Source organism: uncultured Tenacibaculum sp., assembly GCF_947499065.1.
GTDB lineage: Bacteria > Bacteroidota > Bacteroidia > Flavobacteriales > Flavobacteriaceae > Polaribacter.
Window position 1 is genome coordinate 1 of the sequence record NZ_CANMMT010000012.1, and the last position, 19,305, is coordinate 19,305.

Here is a 19,305-nt window from a genome sequence, read left to right on the forward strand (position 1 = left end):
AAACTCATTGATTGGATGCCACAGTTATCGGTTGAGCCATTGTTTATTTGTGCTGGTGTAATACTTACATTTCCTGTGGTATCTAATTGAACTGTGATATCTTGTGTTACTACTGTTGGATTGGTATTATCTATAGTACTAAAACTTCCTTCTGTAGAAAAAGAAGATCCTGCAAAATTATGATCAATTGCCTGAACTTTAAAAGTATAACTCGTAGTACAAGCTGCAGGAAATTTATAGTTATAACTAGTACCTTGTCCTGTATTACCCAAGACAGGTAATTTTCGCCAACCATCATTTTCTTGTGCCATAGGAGTTTTGGTATAGACAGGTGTCCCTATTGGGTTCTCCTTTATATACACATTATAACTTAATCCGTTACTTGGGGTTTGTAAATCTGTACTAGCTGTCCAACTTATAGTAACTTCATTACCATTTACTAGGGCAATAGGATTAGTAGGTACTGTCGGTGGTGTATTTGAAGCAATCGTATTATTCGTATATATTTTTGAAGTGAAAGAAGTGGCGGTAACACCTGAAAATGCTATATCTAAATCGCCATCATTATCATAATCACCCCAAACACCATCACTCACAGCTATTTGAGTTAGATTATTTGAAGCAGCTGCTTGAGTAAAAACACCTGCGTTATTATTATATATTTTAGTGTTTATACTTCCTGTTAGTAATATATCTAAATCACCATCGTTATCATAATCTCCCCAAGCCACTGAACCTTCTTGTTGACCTCTCAAATGCGGAGTTGGAATTTCTGTAAAACTACCGCCATTATTTGTGTATATTTTTGTAACATTGGTACTTCCTGTGTATCCAGACATTAATATATCTAAATCTCCATCATTATCATAATCCCCCCAAGCTACAGAGCTGTATGATATCCCTATTAAATTGGCTGAAGCAAGTTCTGTAAACGTACCATTATTGTTAGTATATATTTTAGATATATCCAAACTCCCTGTATATCCGGTTAATAATATATCTAAATCCCCATCATTATCATAATCTCCCCAGGCAACAGCACCACTATTTACCCCAATTAAATTGGCTGTAGTCAATTCTGTAAAAGTTCCTGCATCATTTGTGTATATTTTTGATATTGACGAACGTCCAACACCACCAACTAACAATATATCTAAATCGCCGTCATTGTCATAATCTCCCCAAGCAACATCTCCAACAATTCCCTGTAGATTAGCTGTGGTAAGTTCAGTAAAAGCACCTCCATTATTCGTATATATTTTTGCTATATAGGTGTTACCTACACCAAAACCAGTTAAAAGTATGTCTAAGTCTCCATCGTTATCATAATCCCCCCATGCTGAAGATCCGGATTGTACACCTTCTAAATTAGCAGAAGTCAATTCTGTAAAAATTCCCCCTGTATTGGTATATATTTTTGAAATAGGATCGATAGGAGCAGTAATTGTTTTTTTACCCGTTACTAATACATCTAAATCTCCATCGTTATCATAATCTCCCCAAGCTAAATCACTTTGATAAACATCAATTATATTTGCTGTGGTATGCTCGGTAAATGTTTGTGCATTGATATAAAAACTAATTAATAATAGTAGGGATAGTAATAGTTTTTTCATTGTAGGGATATTTCAATTTTAATCTAAACGTTATATGCTTTGTACAGCTAGATTAATCTTTACCCTATTTTTTTAATAAAAGAGAAGCAAAAGAAACAAAATCTTCCGCCTTAACTCTACCTCAAACGATTAAGTACATTGATTTTACTAAGTTTTTACTTTCTGTATCGGGAAATAAGTACACTTCCTTTTATTTATTAGCCTTTTTCTTAATATCATATCTAGTAATAAGCAATACTAGATACTTATTTTATTTAAAGTTTAGGTTCTAACCATAAATATCCAATACTCAACAAGAAAAATAAATAAAGCCAAAACAAGTTAATGTCTTTTTTATGATTTAATCCATTAGATAAATCATGCGTTTTGTTTAAAACTTGCCTATTCTTTCTTTTAGTCTCAAAATGATTTAACGCTTTATACTCATTATCCTTAAAAGTATAAAATGACAATGAATTTGTACTATCATTTTTTATTTTTAATAGATGCCAACCCTTAGAATTTGGATACACTTTTCCTCTCCAAAATATTGGATTATTCACATTTTGACTTAAAAGAACTCGGCTGTAATCTAAAGTTACTTCAGGGTTTATATAATTTGTTTGTAACTCAAAATTAAAAGGTTCGTCTTTATAGCTAATTTTTTGAGTATTGCCCCATTTTATAGTTTGTAATTCTTTTTTAGATATTGAATTAATAATATCTGTCCAAAATTGTTGGTAAGAATTTAGTTTTCCAGATAACACCAAATGATATGTTTCACTTGCCACTGAAGTTCCAATTTTTCCTTCTCCTAAATATTTATAGGCAGAATATATTTTGAAGTTTTGTTGATGAATTGGCTCTAATGAATTATCATTTCTAAAAACATAATTATATTTAGTAATACTTTGATTAAATCTATTAGTAAAAGTATTCTGTTTATTTGACAAAAACTTAAAGTTTGAGATTGAATTTCTAGTTGTAAATAAATTTTTATCCGGTTGAATAAAAACTCCTAGTCCTTTATTTTCAATGACTGATTTTAAAATGCTTCTTTGATTTTTTCGAAGACTTAAAAAAGATTTACTGTCAATAATTAATAAATCAAAGGTTTCTAATGATTTACTTGAAAAGGATATTCTTTCTTTAACAGTGTTATAAAACTCGTATTTAAACCTATCTTTTGAAATTTGATTTCTAACTACAACTTTATGATTCTTTTCTGTTAAAAAATTCTTCAAATACTTCGTTTCAAAAGTTGGGAACGAATTGATAATTAACACTTTTAAAAACTCTCTTTTTTTTACGCTAATCGGTAAAGAATTATTTTTAACAATAGTGTTTAAAGAGTCTTTTTCAACTAAAGAATATACAAAGTTCCCTGAAATTTTTGCTTTTACAGACAACTGAAATTTTTGATCATTAGTATTTGAAAAACTAATAGAATCTAAATTTTTACCATTTGGATTAACTAAAAATAATCTATTCTTTTTTTTAGGTTTGCTATATTGTCCTTTTACTGAAATTGATTCTCCAACATAAGGACTTGAATTGTATTTCAGTTTCGTAATTCCAGAAATGTTTTTCCCAGAAATATATATACAAGGAATATTATCTAACTGCCATAAATCGTATGCAGCAATACCATGACCTAATACATAAGCGTTAGTGGGCTTCTCTTCTGAATTAAATAAGTTTTCTCCTTTTGAATATTGAATAACCTTTAATTTTTTGTTTAACTTTTTTAAACTATCTAAAGATGATTCTCTATATCCTTCAGTTAACAAAGCTATTGTTAAAGGTTTAGATTTTGAAAGTACAACAGGCTTTAAAGCAATTAATAAAAGACTTGTTAAAGCTAAAAATCCAACTAAACTATTAATCAAAAATTGCTTTTTGCTTTTCCCCCACTCTTTCCACAAAAAAACTAAAAAAAGAAATACACCAATCAATACAATTGGTAGCACTAAATGCTTATTTTCAAAAATAATACTATCTACCATTTACTTGTAGTTCTTTAATCACTAAATCTTTTAAACCATCTTTAAACCTCCTAGTTTTATTAGGATTTGGTTTTGAGTTAGGAATTGCTTCTAACAATCCTTTTCGTGTGGATTTTAACAATTTAACATCTTTATTTTCAAGAAGCATTAGCTCTTTTAAGTTTTGTAAGATTACTAAATACTTACCCGGATTTTCTATTGCTAAAATTGCTAATTCGTTTCCTGCTTCTTCAAATAAAGTTTTATCTGTTTCAATAGGTTTTTCTTTCTGCTGAATCAATGTTTCTAACCTAATTAAAGCTAGTTTCATAAACTTATATTTATCTTCATCAACAAGCTCTTCTTGTTTAGAAAAGTTTTTTATATCATCGAGTTCACCTGTTAAACGTTTTTCTTCTTTAATTGGAGGAGGATCAAAACCAATTCTATGCACATAAATTCTAGCACTATTTTTTATTTCTTGTAAATATTTAAGTGCTTTATACTGATAAGGTAAAGATGCTTTTGGTTTATATAATCGTAATTGCAACTCAGCATCCCACATTTGCTGTAAAGCCTTTAATAATTTAACTTTTAAAGATTCTTCGAATAAAGTTGCTTCCTCTGGGTCTGAATGATTGTGTTTAAATTTTTCTACAGGGTCTTCCTCCTTCTTTTTGTTACCTACTAAATTATGCTCGTTTTCATGGTCATGGTCATGCATAAAATCTTTAATGGGATTTTTAGCATCTTCTTCATCGTGATTGTGGTCATCATGGTCATGTTCATCCTCATGGTCATTCTCTAAAGCTTCTAAATTTTCTTCATCGACAATGTCCATATTTTCATTTTCTTCTCCCATAAAAGTAGCATACTTTATGCGCAATGCTTTTTGCTCAAAACCTAACTCATTACTCTTAAATTCAAACTCGTACTTAGTCAAATTCTTTTTGTTTTTAATGAGTTTTTTTGTGTCTATAATCAACTGACGTTGGCTTCTAAAATAATCGGGCATTCTGTTTACCCCCATTGTAGCTTCAACAGCAAATTGGTCTGAAACTGTATCTTTTATCACTGCAAAATATGTATCGCTCCTTGCTACATTTTTTTGAGGAGTTTTTAAATCAGAAGCTTCAACATAAAAATACAATTCATCTCCTGGTTCCATTTTTAAATTATCTAAATTGATTTGCTTATCAAGTTTAACTGATTTTTCTCCTTTAGAAATCGATTTATTGAACGATAATTTTTCTTCTCTAAATTTTACAGATTCTCCTGTACCTTTACTAACTGTAGCTATGATATAAGCTTCATTAAGTCCATAATCATCTGTAACTATTGATGTGAAATTCAATATTTTTTTATCGGAAAACTCAAAAACTGAACGCTTTTCTAAACTTGTAATATCTATCTTAGGTTCTTTATCTTGAGTAACATCAATGGTATACAATTTAGAAGTATAAGTGTTATTTAATGTATCTAGAAATTTAAAACTATAAAAACCAGAGTTTTTAAGTAAAGAACTTCCTTGATAAGCTCCGTTTTTTAGTTTCATCTCATAAGAATTCCCCATACTTTCTATACTTACACTTTTGATTTTTTTATCAAATTGTAAAGACCAATAGATTTTAGAACCCTCCACTGCTTTTATACTCATATTTGAAGTTTTTTTAACTCCTAATCTTGTATATAAAGGGTATGCAATTCGTAAACTTTGCTCCATAACCTTTGGTGGAAGATATTTAGTTGCGACAGGATTTACTGAATTAAAATTGATATTCTCTACCGTATTATTTTTAGTAGCAGAGTTTATGAAGTAATCTTTAATATTAAATGTGTATCCTAGAAAACCAAATAGCAAAAAAAGAAGCATGAAAACACCTGCTTGTTTTAATTTTGTAGGTGGACTAATACTATTGATTTGTTTAATTAGTTTTTGTTCAACTTTAGCTTGTTGAAGTTTTGCGATACTTGTTATGTGCTGATTATCTTTTAAAAATAAACTTGAACTATATTCTACCTCTTCTAATTGTTCATCTATATATTTTGATGTCTTTTGCAAAGTAATTTCCCATGGTTTCTTTAGAAAAGAACTAATTAAAAAAGTTATCAAAAAAAACACAAAAGCTAATAGCCAATTTAAACTTAGTAAGTATACAAAAGCACCTAATGCTAATGCATATAAAAAAGCATCTAACCACACTAATAGTTGCCAGTTTTTGGTAAACTTTACTAATATGTTTTTTGCATTTATCATTGTTTTCTAAGCTTTGCTACTATACGTTCTATAAGTAATAAAAAGATAAAAGATAACCACAACCAATTGGTTATAGATAATGTTTGTACATTTCTTTTTTGGGCTTTTCTCTTTTCAAAGTTTGTTTGAATTTCTATTTCTGAGACTACTCTATCATCTAATTGATTTATAATTGATTTTTCAATTTGATTTACAGTTAATAGTTTTAATAATTGATTGATAAAGTTGGTTTCTATAATCTTTTGAGTTGCTAATAACTCTGTTAAATTATAAATGTTTTTTACTTCACTTTCTTCAATAATATTGTTTGCTAAATCATCATTTTTATAACGTAAAATCTTGGTTGTCGATTTTGGTAAAGTCTTATCACTCAACCAAATTAATAATGACTGGTTTTCTAAGTTTAATTTATCTAATTGTGCTGTTTTATTAATCGTTATATTTTGCTGAATAAACTTTTCTATAGCTTTAATAGAACTTTCTATATAATAGGATTGATCTTTATACCTCTTATCAAAAGCAATTAAAATATTTAATTTAGGGTTTGCCTTTAAAGGAATTGTTTTAGCGTTAAAAACTACACTATCTCCTTTAGAATTTATCTGAATCTTATTTGAATTTTCATCTAAAATTCTCTTTTCAAATGATAGGTTTTTTGCTGTAGATTTTAGACTAAATACATCTATTTTACTAGCTCTTTTAAAAGCTATTAATGGTTTGGATTTACTTTCAATTTCTTCCTCAAAAACAATCCATTTTATCGGTTTATTAATATTAGGCCTTTTACCTTTTAAATTGATGTTTTTTCCACTAGTGAATACTACAACACTGTCTGTTTGTAAATTATCTATCTGTTGTGATAATTGCCAATAATTTATTTTTAAAGTATTATTTTCTTCAAAATCAAATCTATCTAGTTCAGGAAATTTGTTTGTAAAAACCCTAACTTCTGTATCTGACGCTAAAGAATCAATCATTGATTGAATTGGTTTACTTTCAAGTAAACTTGGTTCAATCAAATAGGTTAATGCTGATTTTTTGGAATTCTGTTTTAACTGAGGCTCTGCTAAAATTAGTATTAAAAAACTTAATAGTAACAAGCGTAAAAATAGCAATAAGTATTCGTTTAATTTTATGCTTTTAGATTTTGTAGAATCCGATGTTTCTAATAATTGAATACTACCTACCTTAATTACTTTCCCTTTTTTATTACTCCAAAAATGAATAGCAATTGGAACTAAAAATCCTAAAAAGGCCCATAGATATGTTGGATTTACAAAACTCATCTAACGCATTTTAGTTCTTTTATCAATATAAAATTTAATAGCTTCATTGATGGGAGCATCCAACTGAAACAAATGATAATTTATATTATTTTGAAATAAAAAATTCTTTGTTTTTTCAATAGCTATCTTTGATTTCTCTAAATAAGCCTTTTTTGCTTCTTTGGCATCTACTTTTAACTGGACACCTGTTTCTAAATCTTCAAAAGTTAATACTCCTTTGTAATCAAAATCAAGTTCATTTTTTCCTAAAAGATGTAAAACCACTACTTCATTTTTAGTCGTTTTTAATCGCTTTATAAATTGTGTTAACTCTTTTTCGTGCTCATATAAATCAGTAACAAAAAACACTAATTCTTTATGTGCTCTATCGTGTAACTTATCAGAATTTATAGTATCAACTGGCCACTTTCCTTCTGGTTGAATGGCAATTAATTCTGACAATAATCTGTTGAAATATTGTTTCTGAATTTTAGGTTGTAAGCTCACTAACTCATCTTCATTCAAAGCAAACAAGCCTACAGCATCACCTTGTTTTTTAGCTAAGTAAGATAAAGATGCTATCAGGATTTTTGCATAATCCATTTTATTTAATTCATCTTCTTTATGCAACATAGATTTACTTGCATCTAAAATAAACTTCACAGAAACATTAGTTTCTATTTCTGATTGTTTGATATAATATCTTCCAGAGCGAGCCGCCATTTTCCAATCTAGCAAACGTAAGTCATCACCAATTTCATAAGGTCTGTATTGGCTAAATTCCATTCCATAACCAATTCTAGTACTATGATTAATTCCATTTAAATAACCTTCTACAATTATTTTGGCAACCAAAGACAATCCTGAAACGGTATGTATAATCTCTGGTTTTAATAATTGATGATAATCTTGTTTCACTTTAATTTATTTTAATGAAGATAGTAAATGCTTAGTAACCTCTTCAGAAGTAATTCCTTCAGCTTCTGCTCTAAAATTCATAATAATTCTATGACGTAAAACTGGATATGCAACTACTTTAATATCGTCTAAAGTAACTGCTAATCTTCCTTGAGTTAGCGCTCTTGCTTTTGCCGTTAAAATCATTGCTTGTCCAGCTCTTGGTCCTGCTCCCCAACCTACCCATTTATTTACAAACTCATTTGAATTTTCTGGTCTTGTTGCTCTAACCACTTTACTTACAAAATCTATTAAATCATCACTAATTGGAACTTCTCTAACTAATTGTTGTAATCTAATTATCTCTTCTCCAGAAATTACTTTTTGTGGTGTAACTTTAGATGAACTTGTAGTTGCTTTTAATATTTGAGTTTCATTTAATGCGGTTGGGTATCCTATTTTTATATACAACAAAAACCTATCTAACTGAGCTTCTGGCAAAGGAAATGTTCCAGATTGTTCTATAGGATTTTGGGTAGCTAAAATGAAAAAAGGTTTATCTAATTCATAGGTGTTTCCAGAATATGTAACCTCAAATTCTTGCATTGCTTCTAATAATGCTGCTTGGGTTTTTGGAGGAGTTCTATTAATCTCATCTGCCAGAATAATATTGGCAAAAATTGGTCCTTTGGTAAACTTAAAATGTTTAAGTCCGTTTTGATCTTCTTCTAAAACCTCTGTTCCAATAATGTCTGATGGCATTAAATCTGGTGTAAACTGAATTCTTTTAAATTGTAAGTCAATTGTTTTAGCAAGTGTATTAATCATCAAGGTTTTTGCTAATCCAGGAACACCTTCTAAAAGCGCATGACCTCCTGCTAAAAAAGTAATAATTAATTGTTCTATAGTTTCTTCTTGACCAATAATTACTTTTCCTATTTCTTTTTTTAAATCAACCAGCTTATTCGTTAATGTGTTAACTTCTTTTTCTAACTGTAATAATTCGTTATTCATAATTCATTTTATGATGTTAGTGCATACATAATTATATTTACACCAAATCTTGTATTGTCTATTTTATACCAACGTTTATTTCTAAAGTCATAATCCCATTCACAACCATAATCTTTATTACTAAAAAGTACTCCTATTCTACCGTTTATTTCAATAGCTTTTAAATAATCGTGTACAATATCATCTCCCCATCCGTTGAGTTCTTGTGATGTTGTAGGTGGTCCATCTTCAAATTGAAAAAACACATTATAAATCTCATGATTATTAGGTATTTTCTTTAATGCTTTTGGGCCAAAAATTTCTTCCATTTGCCTTTCAAAAGACTTAGAAAATAATCCGTCTATATCATGGTTACAATCATCTACAAAAACAAATCCGCCATTTTCTACATACTTTTTAAAATTAGCCCTTTCATCTTTATTAAACTGGACTAATTTATGTCCAGATAGATAACAAAATGGGCATTTAAAAATTTCATCACTACTTAAAGGAATAATGTTTTCTCTTGTATCAACTTCAAGTGTAGTATACTCTATCAAAGAGTTTAAAATATTAGATGGCATTCGCTGATCTACATCCCAATCTCCTGATTCATATTGTAATCGAGTAAAGAAAAATTTATTACTTAGTAACACAGAGTTTTATTCTTTTTTTTAATAATATAAATATAAAACTGGTTGCAAAGAACATCAATACAACCAGCCTATATTTTTTAATTCATTCAAATACTAAACAGCATCGGATAAACTCGTGAACGTGAAATCACGGATTTTCATATAAGGAATTAAATTACCATTTATACGAACTTGTTTACCTAATGTTTCTAGATTATTAAGCATTATTATTGGACTTTCATTAAATCTGAAATTCTTTACTGGATACTTAATTTTTCCATTTTCAATATAAAAAGTTCCATCTCTAGTCAATCCTGTATATAGTAGAGTTTGAGGATCTACACTACGGATATACCATAAACGTGTAACTAAAATTCCTTTTTTAGTGCTCTTGATTAAATCTTCTAAAGATGCATCTCCACCTTCCATAATTCCATTTGATGGAAAAGGAACTGGTTCTACTCCTTTCTTTTTAGCCCAATAACGGCTATAAGCTAGATTTTTTACTACTCCATTTTCTACCCACTTCATTTTTTTTAGAGGCTGTCCAGAACCATTCCAAGTTGCAGTTGGAACGTCTTTATTTAAAGGATCTGACCATATGTTAATACGCTCATCAACAATTTTTTCTCCTAGTTTTGTTCCTCCTCCTTTTTTAGACATAAAGCTACGTCCTTCATCAGCTGTTCTAGCATTAAAAGCTCCAAACATATTTTGTAATAATCCTATAGAAGCAGCTGGTTCCAATATAACTGTATATTTACCTGGCTCTATGGCTTTTGCTTCTCTAGACATTACTGCTTTGTCAATTGCTATTTTTGATGCCTCTACTGGATCAAATTTATCAATATCATTTACATCTCGAGTTACCCATCCAGAACCTGTTCCATCGTTGGTACGCATAGTAACTGTAAAGTCTGCACTGGTAGATTTATTGTATGCAAAAAGTCCTTTAGAATTCATCATTGCAGAAAAACCTGCTGAATCATTTAAGAAACCTGCTGCAGTTACATCTTTTTTAGCTGCTGGACCAATACTACTTGAAGCTACTGAAGCTCTATAATCTGGTGTAATTTTAGCAGTTGATTCACTAAATGTTACTGATTTGTCATATTGTTGTGGTCCTAAAGGTTCCATAAACTCTGGATTTTCAGGAGATAGTTTTGCTAACTCTTCAGCTCTTTTTACTACTTTTTTTAAAGAAGCATCATCAAACTCATCAATAGTAGCTGTACCAGATTTGTTTCCAAAATTAGACTGAACTACTAAAGTTTGATTAGATCTATGTCCTGAAGTAGACACAGTATTACGTGCGTAGCGAATATTACCACTTTCGCTTCCACTTAAATTTATTTCGCAAGCATCAGCAGTAGAAAAACTCAATGCTTTTTCCATTATTTTTTTTGCTTCCTCTTTTGTATATATTGCCATGATTTGTTTCTTTAATATTAATGATTGGTTAAATCTTTCTACCTGTATTGATAACATTTACACCATCAAACCTAGTAGTAGAACTTCCATGAGATACCGCACTAACTTGCGATGGTTGCCCTTTTCCATCAAAGAAAGATCCAAATAATCGATAATCATCTTTGTCACATATTTTACTACAAGAATTCCAGAATTCTTTAGTATTAGATTGATAAGCAACATCATCTAACATACCTACAATTTTACCATTTTTAATTTCATAAAAAACAGTTCCTCCAAATTGGAAATTGTAGCGCTGTTGATCTATTGAATAAGAACCTCTACCTGCAATATAAATTCCTTTTTCTACATCTTTAATCATATCATTAACCGAATACTTTTCTTTACCTGGTTCTAATGATACATTTGGCATCCTTTGAAATTGTACATCATTCCAACTTTGTGAATAACAACATCCATGAGATTCGTTTTGTCCAATCATATGAACCTGATCTCTAATAGCCTGGTAATTTTTAAGAACACCATTTCTAACTAAATCCCATTGTTTAGTTTTAACTCCTTCATCATCATAACCAACTGCTCCTAATGACCCTACTTGAGTTTTATCTGCAACAAGGTTTACAATATCACTTCCATATTTAAAATCACCTGACTTAAATTTATCTAATGTAGCAAAACTTGTTCCTGCATAATTAGCTTCGTAACCTAATACTCTATCTAATTCTAATGGGTGACCTACAGATTCATGAATTGTTAGTCCTAAGTGATTAGGCTCTAGAACTAAATCATATTTACCTGCATCAACAGATTTTGCTGTTAATCTTTCCTTAGCTTGTTTAGCTGCCATAGTTGCATCTTCAACTATATCGTAACTATTTCTATACAACTTAATACCAGTTCCATCTGGGCCATTTAATTTTTCAGAAGCTAAACCATCCATATACTCATACCCCATTCCCATAGGTGCACTTAAAGATTGTCTAGTTTTAAACTTACCTTTCTTTCTATCAATTGCAGTTACATTAAACACTGGCCAAATTCTATGGACATCTTGATCTATATAAGAACCGTCTGTAGAGGCAAAATATTTTTGTTCATTTACCATAAATAAAGCAGAATTCACAAAATTAGCTCCATTTTTCAATGCAGCTGCATTAGCGCTTAATAATAAATCTACTTTATCAGAAACAGGAACATCTTTAAAATCTTTTTTAATTGGTGTTTTCCACGAAACTTCACCATAAGATTTTACTGGAGCTAATTTTACTGGCTCTTTTTGTATTTTAGAATTTGCTTTTGCAATCGCAACTGCTTGTTCTGTAGCTTTTTTAATTCCTGATTCTGTTACATTATTAGTAGAAGCGAATCCCCAAGTACCATTTGCAATTACACGAATTCCTATACCAAAAGATTCTGTATTTACTACATTTTGTACTTTATTTTCTCTTGTAAATACATATTGATTTAAGTATCTACCAATTCTAGCATCAGCATATGATGCTCCTAGTGATTTTGCTGTGTTTAATGCTACATCAGCTAAGCGCTTTTTTACTAACACATCCATACCTGGAGCTAGCAAAGCATCTACTGAAATATTATTTCCCATTAAGAGAGACGGCATCATTAATGCGCCTGCACCTAATCCAGCAGCTTGAATAAATTTTCTACGTTTCATTTAATTTATTTTAGTTGAATTAAAGTAAAAGTTTGGTTCACGAAAAAATTGAATCATTATTCAAAATTTTCGTCTGCAACAAGTTAGGTATTTGAAATTAAAGAGCTTAAAAAATTAACGTTTTTTAACTTTTACAAAATACTTAACTGAGTTTCTAAATTTTCGTTAATTATTCCTTTTTATTTTAAAAACTCATTCCCTGTATTCAGACTTTAAATAAGACAACTATGCACTCTGAAGTATTATTTTTTATTATAAAACAGAGTACTTTTTACTTCTCCAATATCTCAAAAAGTTATAGTAGTTATTTATTTTTTAGTTACGTTTTCTTTTAAACATGTAATCAATTGGGTTTATATTATTTTTGAAAACTAAACGTTATTAATGATATTTCAATTTTTCATAACTTTCAATATCGAGTACAATAAATATGATTATAAATAATAAACTATTATATCAATTCATTTTATTATTTTTTTTTAGTCTTGGACTTTTTAGTCAAAAAAAAATCACTCCGAATTGGATAACTAATGAAAATGGCTTATCTCAAGGATTTATCTCCGCATTACATCAAGACAACAATGGATTTCTATGGATTGGTACAAAATCTGGATTAAATAGATTTGATGGAAGAACTTTTAAATATTTTGAGAACGATATTACATCGCTTCAAAATAATCAAATAAGAAGTATAAAAGGTAATGATGAATTTATATTAATCGCTACAGAGGGAGATTTATATTTGTATTTACCTAAATACAATATTTTTTATCCTTTCAAATTAGATTTTGGTATTGGTGATATTTTTAAACAAAATAATAATACTTTTTGGTTAGCTGGCATTAATGGAAAAATACATAAACTATCTCAGGTAAAAAAAATAGACAATAAGAATATAACTCTCAACGAGTATTTTAAAATTGAAACAAAACAGTACGTCAATATTAATTCTTACTTCAAACTTACTTCTTTTAAAAATAACATTCTTTTTTTTCAACAAGATAGTATTTTTAAAACTCCAATGCTTTTTAACCTTGATAATGAAAAAACCTTTGAACTTCCTCAAATTACAGCTCAAAAAATTTCAACAAATGCTAAGATAGGTTATACCACTTTTGATAATAAAATTTTAGTATATACTAATAAGTACATTTATATTCATAAAGCAAAAACAAATAACTGGATAAAACTTCCTGTAAATTTTAAAATACTAAATGCTATTTCATTACCTAAAAATAAAATGGTAGTTTTTAGTACACTCAATGAATATTTATTTTTTGATTACGAATCAATTAAAAAAGGGCTTGATTATAAAAATGCATCTTACATTTTTAAAACGAAAAAAACGAGTTTCTATAATGTTTTAGAGGATAACTCTAATAATATTTGGATTGGTTCTTCTGGTTATGGATTAATGAAATTTAACATTCGTCAGCTAAAAATTCAGCATTATTTCAAAGGAAAATCAATATATGCTAAACCTTTTATTTCAAATAAAGAAACTGTTCATTTTTATAATCCAACTACAGAAGAAAACTTACTCATTAAAGGGACAGATTCAATTGAATATAAACTTATAAAAAACTTTTGTGATAATAATAGAGAAGTTGAATTTGTTCAAAACAAAAAATTAACTTTAGGTATCTCAGTACATCCTAAAATTCTAAAAGTATATAAACTAAATCAAAATAAATTTATACCATTTAAAGAACTTCCAATTAATTTCAATTTTCACAAGCGCTTTTTTGAAATAGATCCTACGAGTAACCAATTAATTATTCTAATGGGTAATAAAATTAAACTCATTAACTTAACTTATGGGAATGAAAAAGTGTATTCATTACATCAAGACTATGATTTTTTATCTTTTCTAGTTATTAATGAAAATGAATATTGGATTGGTACACAACAAGGACTGCTTCATATAGAAATTTTAAATAATAAAATTCATAAAAAATTATTCACTATAAATAATTCTAACCTTGCAAATAATAATGTAGCTTCTTTACATATTGATAAACATAATTCAAATATTTTATGGATAGGAACTAAAGGTGGTGGTTTACATAAACACCATATAGATAATAATAATTTCGAACGTATTGGGATAAAAAATAAATTTCCAAACAATACTATATATGGAATATTGGAAGATAATTACCATAATTTATGGTTAAGTACTAATAAAGGAATCATCTCTTACAATAAAACTACACATAATTTAAAAAACTTTTTAAAAGATGATGGTTTGCAAAGCAATGAATATAACACCTTTGCTTTTGGACAAAGCAATGAAGGAACTTTTTATTTTGGTGGTATTAATGGATTAAACTCTTTTAAACCAGAAGATTTAAAACTAAACACTAAAATTCCAAAAGCATTTATAACTGAACTTAAAATCAATAATAAACATATTAAAAAAGAACTTTCTTCTGAATTTTTAAAAAGCATCAATTTAAATCATAATGAAAACAACATAAGTTTAAAATTTGCTGCAACAGAGTTTACTGCCCCTTTTAAAAATAAATTCAGTTATTATTTAGAAAATGCTGAAAAAAAATGGACTCACATTACACATGAAAATACTGCCAATTATTTGAACTTAAAACCTGGTAATTATAATTTTATATTAAAATCTAGTAATAACGATGGTATATGGAGTAATGATGTTACTACCCTCAATATCAAAATTAATCCACCTTGGTATAGAACTAATTTTGCCTACATCTTTTATTTTATCGTTTTTAGCTCTCTTCTTTTATATATTATCAAAATCAGAGAAAATAAAATTAATCGTTTAAGAAAATATGAAAACACAAAACTGGAAAAACGATTATTAGAAACTCAAATTGCCAATAAGCAAAAAGATTTAATGGATTTGGCAAGTACAATTTCTGAAAATACAAAATGGAGAGATTATCTTTTAAATTCTTTGAAAAAAATTAAAGATTCAAAAGGAAAAACTAAAGAAAAAAATCTTAACGAGTTAGTTAACGAAATTAAAGTAAAAACTTCCATTGAAAAGAACAGGTTAGAATATCAAAATAAAATCGATATTTTAAATAACGAATTCTACACAAACTTATTAAATTCATACCCAAATCTTACCAAAAATGAATTAAGACTTTGCTCACTTCTTAAATTAGAATTATCTTCTAAAGAAATTGCACAAATTCAAAATATTGAATTACAATCTGTCTATATTAATCGTAGTAGATTGAGAAAAAAGTTGAAATTAGATTCAAATATTAATCTAGTCAGTACCCTACGAAAGTTTTAAATAAAACACTACAAAACAACACATTAAACAAACCTGTATATAAAAAGTATATATAGAAAACAGTTAAAAAAAACCAACTTCACATATAAAAAAATAGTTTTGCTTGTTATAAAATTATAACCCCAAAATATTATAAAATGAAGTTTAAAAAGTTATCTAAACTATTTATTATACCTTTTATATTAATAACTAGTTTTATTAATGCTCAAAATCCAATTCAAGTTGCAGGTTTACCTACAATAACAGCTATCAATTCTGGTAATTGGAGTAACCCTAATACTTGGGGAGGAGCCTTACCTCAAAATGATGATAGAATACTTATTCCCGCAAATATTACAGTTACCGTTGATGGTATGATATCTCAAGAGTTTAAGTCAATTCGTATAGCTTCTCAAGGCAAACTTCAATATGCTACAAATGTAAATACCGAATTAAGAACAGAATATTTAGTAAGTGAAATGGGAGCCTTTTTTGAAATTGGAACAAGCACTACCCCTATAGCTTCTAACGTTAAGGCTAATTTAGTATTTGCCTGGAGAGGCGGCACTACTAAAAATCAAGATAATAGTAGATTTGCACCAGGTGCTGTATTAATGGGGCCAGTAATAATGCAAGGTACAACTAAAACCAGCTGGACAACATTAGCTATTCACCCATCAACAGGTACCAATCAATTAACTCTAAGTACTCCCCCTACAGGTTGGAAAATTGATGACAAATTAGTTATTGCAGGTACTGACATCAATGATTATAAGAGCGATGAATTGGTAACTATTAATAATATTTCTGGAAATACAGTTACTTTAAAAACTACACTTACTAAAAGCCATAAACCACCTACTGAAATAGCAAATATTGTAGATGTTCATGTTTCTAATAATACAAGGAACATCATAATATCATCTGAAAACCCAAGTGTGACTGCTCTAGACGGAACTGATGGATATGGAAAACCTAGAGGGCACATTATGTTTATGCATAATCCTGATGTGCAAATACGATATGTAGAAACACAAAATCTAGGTAGAACAGATAAAGCTCTTGAACTAGATGATTGGTCCGTTCCAGAAGAAGGACTAGAAGGACAACCCAACCCTAGATTTAGTACAACTGTTCCCTATCCAGCAGGAGCAGGTAGAAATCCAAGAGGTAGATATTCTATTCATTTTCATAGATCTATGGGACGCAAAAATGATGGCTCAACAACATTAAACATGACTCAAGCAATAGTTGAAGGATGTGTCGTTAATAATGATCCAGGTTGGGCATATGTTAATCATTCTTCTAATGTAGATTTCAATAATAATGTCAGTTACAATATTGTAGGTTCTGCTTACTCAACTGAAGCTGGTGATGAATTAGGTATCTTTAGAAACAATATTGCCATTAGAACTTATAACCCAATTGAACCTTTAAATTTAGGAAGACCAGTAGATAATACTTTAGGTATACATGGAGGGAGAACGAATGGTCTTACTGATGCTAGAGAAGGTATTTCAGATTTTGCTCATCAAGGAGATGGTTTTTGGCTACATAGCTGTGGAGTTACATTAGAAGGAAATGTTGTTTCAGGTGCTAGTGGACATGCATATATTTATTGGACAGAAGGACTATGGGAAAGCCTTAAAGGACGCCCACAAATGCAGCATTATGTTGATGCTTATGTTCCTCAAGCTGAATATCCTACACAACATGCAGAACTTAAAGCTCATGTTGCAGCTAATCCAACTTGGTTATTTGATGTTTGGTATATTTACCCAAGACCTTTTAAAAATAACATAGGGTATACTGTTGCTCAAGGATTTAGGGGAGATTATATTATGACAGAGTTTCATGAAAACGGAAATTCAACCAGTAATGAATACAATATGATGCCTACCAATTATAGAAACTCAATGAATCTAGTAATAGAAAACACTTTACTTTGGGGAATTAGGAGAACAGGAATGCAATTTGAAACTTGTGCACAAATCACCCTTAAAAACAATAAAGTATATGGTTATGGTACTAATACTGGTTTAGCTCCTTGGAACCCAAGTCCTAATCCATACTCTGGTAGATTAGAAGTAGAGCCTCACTCTATTGGTGTAGATTTAGACAATTACCATAACACGCGTAGTTGGACAATTGAAAACAATATTATTGCCGGTTGGAATGGAGAATCGCAAGCATTAACTTTGCCCATAAATGCAAAAGTAGTTGTAAATGGAGGTACTTTTGATAATTCTGGTACAGACATTCTAATTAGGGAAGTAAATTGGGCCAAAGGTTGGGATGAAAGAATCGTAAATAATACTGAAAGTAATACCAACCCTCCTCACTATATTAATCCAACACCTAAAGACCTTATTACACCTTGGAGAACTATTAATATTAAAGGAAATATTATATTTAAAAATTCAAATAAAAATATTGTTTTAGACGCTCAAATGCATTTAGTAAATAATGCAGGTGATTCATTTGCATTACTACATCCAGATGGTTCTGGAGTTAAAATGACTGCTTACTTTTTATTACCTGATGATATTCGATTAAACTTTGGATCTTTTAATAATACTAAGCTTTATTTTAATGAACAAGAAGCTAATTATATCCCAGTACCAACTTCTGACTTGTTAACCCCATATCTATATCCTGCTGAAAATTTATTTCCAGAGCGTGTTACACCTAATATATATCTTAACAAAAGTAATGCACAATTAAAAAGTGAATTTGGTTCTTCTTTTGGAGGTACTATTACTCCAAAAAATGCTATAACTCACCCTATGATTATTGGTGGTAAAATAGTTGATGATAATTTAAATAATCCAGATGTAAATTCTAAAAATAATAAATGTTTAATTTATCCTAACCAAGCATCCAGTCATTTTTACATTAAACAAAATGATAACTTATCTGTTAAAATATTTACCTTACAAGGTAAGATGATAAAACAAATTTCATCAACAAATAGTATGATTAAAATTCCTGAACTATCAACTGGGATATATTTAGTTCAAATTAAAAACAATAAAACTGGAACTATATGTACTAAAAAGTTAATTAAAAGCTAGTTCCTAAAATATTATCAAAAAAAGACAACTAGAAATAGTTGTCTTTTTCTATATCTTAAATTTAATCAAATCCGCTTCCTGGATTGTCTGGACTTTGTGCTTGTGCCTTTTGTGGATTCAATATCATATAGGTACCTAAAGCTGTTAATGCTGCGTATTTTCCATATTTACCAAACTTTTTTAAAGCTTCTTCTCTAGTTATTTTAGGATCTTGATTTTGTATATTTTGATTTTTCATT

12 protein-coding genes are annotated in these 19,305 nt (G+C 29.2%); 2 read left to right on the forward strand and 10 right to left on the reverse strand.

The window, feature by feature from the left end; genetic code table 11:
* From Q0958_RS17000 to Q0958_RS17040, 9 genes are all read right to left on the reverse strand, one after another.
* Positions 1-1,616, reverse strand: a 1,616-nt coding sequence (locus tag Q0958_RS17000; protein ID WP_299125267.1) for a VCBS repeat-containing protein, incomplete at its 3' end; no start/stop codon positions are given.
* A 254-nt stretch (positions 1,617-1,870) separates the two neighbouring features.
* Positions 1,871-3,601: a hypothetical protein gene (locus Q0958_RS17005; RefSeq protein ID WP_299125270.1), complete on the reverse strand. Its 1,731-nt coding sequence runs from the start codon at positions 3,599-3,601 to the stop codon at positions 1,871-1,873.
* The gene (locus Q0958_RS17010) at positions 3,591-5,837 is read right to left on the reverse strand and encodes a tryptophan-rich sensory protein (RefSeq protein ID WP_299125272.1); all 2,247 of its coding nucleotides are present in this window, start codon (positions 5,835-5,837) and stop codon (positions 3,591-3,593) included. Before Q0958_RS17010 ends, Q0958_RS17005 begins: the two co-directional genes overlap by 11 nt.
* Positions 5,834-7,123, reverse strand: coding sequence for a BatA domain-containing protein (locus Q0958_RS17015; protein ID WP_299125276.1), 1,290 nt, complete (start codon positions 7,121-7,123; stop codon positions 5,834-5,836). Before Q0958_RS17015 ends, Q0958_RS17010 begins: the two co-directional genes overlap by 4 nt.
* Positions 7,124-8,020: a DUF58 domain-containing protein gene (locus tag Q0958_RS17020; protein ID WP_299125280.1), complete on the reverse strand. Its 897-nt coding sequence runs from the start codon at positions 8,018-8,020 to the stop codon at positions 7,124-7,126. It abuts the gene before it with no gap.
* A gap of 6 nt (positions 8,021-8,026) precedes the next feature.
* The gene (locus Q0958_RS17025; protein ID WP_299125283.1) at positions 8,027-9,013 is read right to left on the reverse strand and encodes a MoxR family ATPase; all 987 of its coding nucleotides are present in this window, start codon (positions 9,011-9,013) and stop codon (positions 8,027-8,029) included.
* Positions 9,014-9,021: 8 nt separating this feature from the next.
* Complete coding sequence (locus Q0958_RS17030; protein ID WP_299125286.1) at positions 9,022-9,648, reverse strand: DUF4159 domain-containing protein; 627 nt, start codon at positions 9,646-9,648, stop codon at positions 9,022-9,024.
* A gap of 93 nt (positions 9,649-9,741) precedes the next feature.
* Positions 9,742-11,058, reverse strand: coding sequence for a TldD/PmbA family protein (locus Q0958_RS17035; RefSeq protein ID WP_299125288.1), 1,317 nt, complete (start codon positions 11,056-11,058; stop codon positions 9,742-9,744).
* A 28-nt stretch (positions 11,059-11,086) separates the two neighbouring features.
* Positions 11,087-12,733 (reverse strand): TldD/PmbA family protein, encoded by a 1,647-nt coding sequence (locus tag Q0958_RS17040; RefSeq protein ID WP_299125291.1) that lies wholly within the window; start codon positions 12,731-12,733, stop codon positions 11,087-11,089.
* Positions 12,734-13,163: 430 nt separating this feature from the next.
* Here Q0958_RS17040 and Q0958_RS17045 point away from each other — a divergent pair, with 430 nt between their 5' ends.
* Together Q0958_RS17045 and Q0958_RS17050 are read left to right on the forward strand one after the other, a co-directional pair.
* Entirely contained in the window at positions 13,164-16,013 is a 2,850-nt protein-coding gene (locus tag Q0958_RS17045) for a two-component regulator propeller domain-containing protein (RefSeq protein WP_299125294.1), read from the forward strand.
* Positions 16,014-16,150: 137 nt separating this feature from the next.
* A complete protein-coding gene (locus tag Q0958_RS17050) occupies positions 16,151-19,066 on the forward strand; it encodes a G8 domain-containing protein (RefSeq protein WP_299125296.1) in 2,916 nt (971 codons plus the stop codon).
* A gap of 61 nt (positions 19,067-19,127) precedes the next feature.
* On the opposite strand, the gene Q0958_RS17055 is transcribed toward Q0958_RS17050, so the two are convergent.
* Positions 19,128-19,304 (reverse strand): hypothetical protein, encoded by a 177-nt coding sequence (locus tag Q0958_RS17055; protein WP_299125299.1) that lies wholly within the window; start codon positions 19,302-19,304, stop codon positions 19,128-19,130.
* Position 19,305 lies beyond the last annotated feature (1 nt).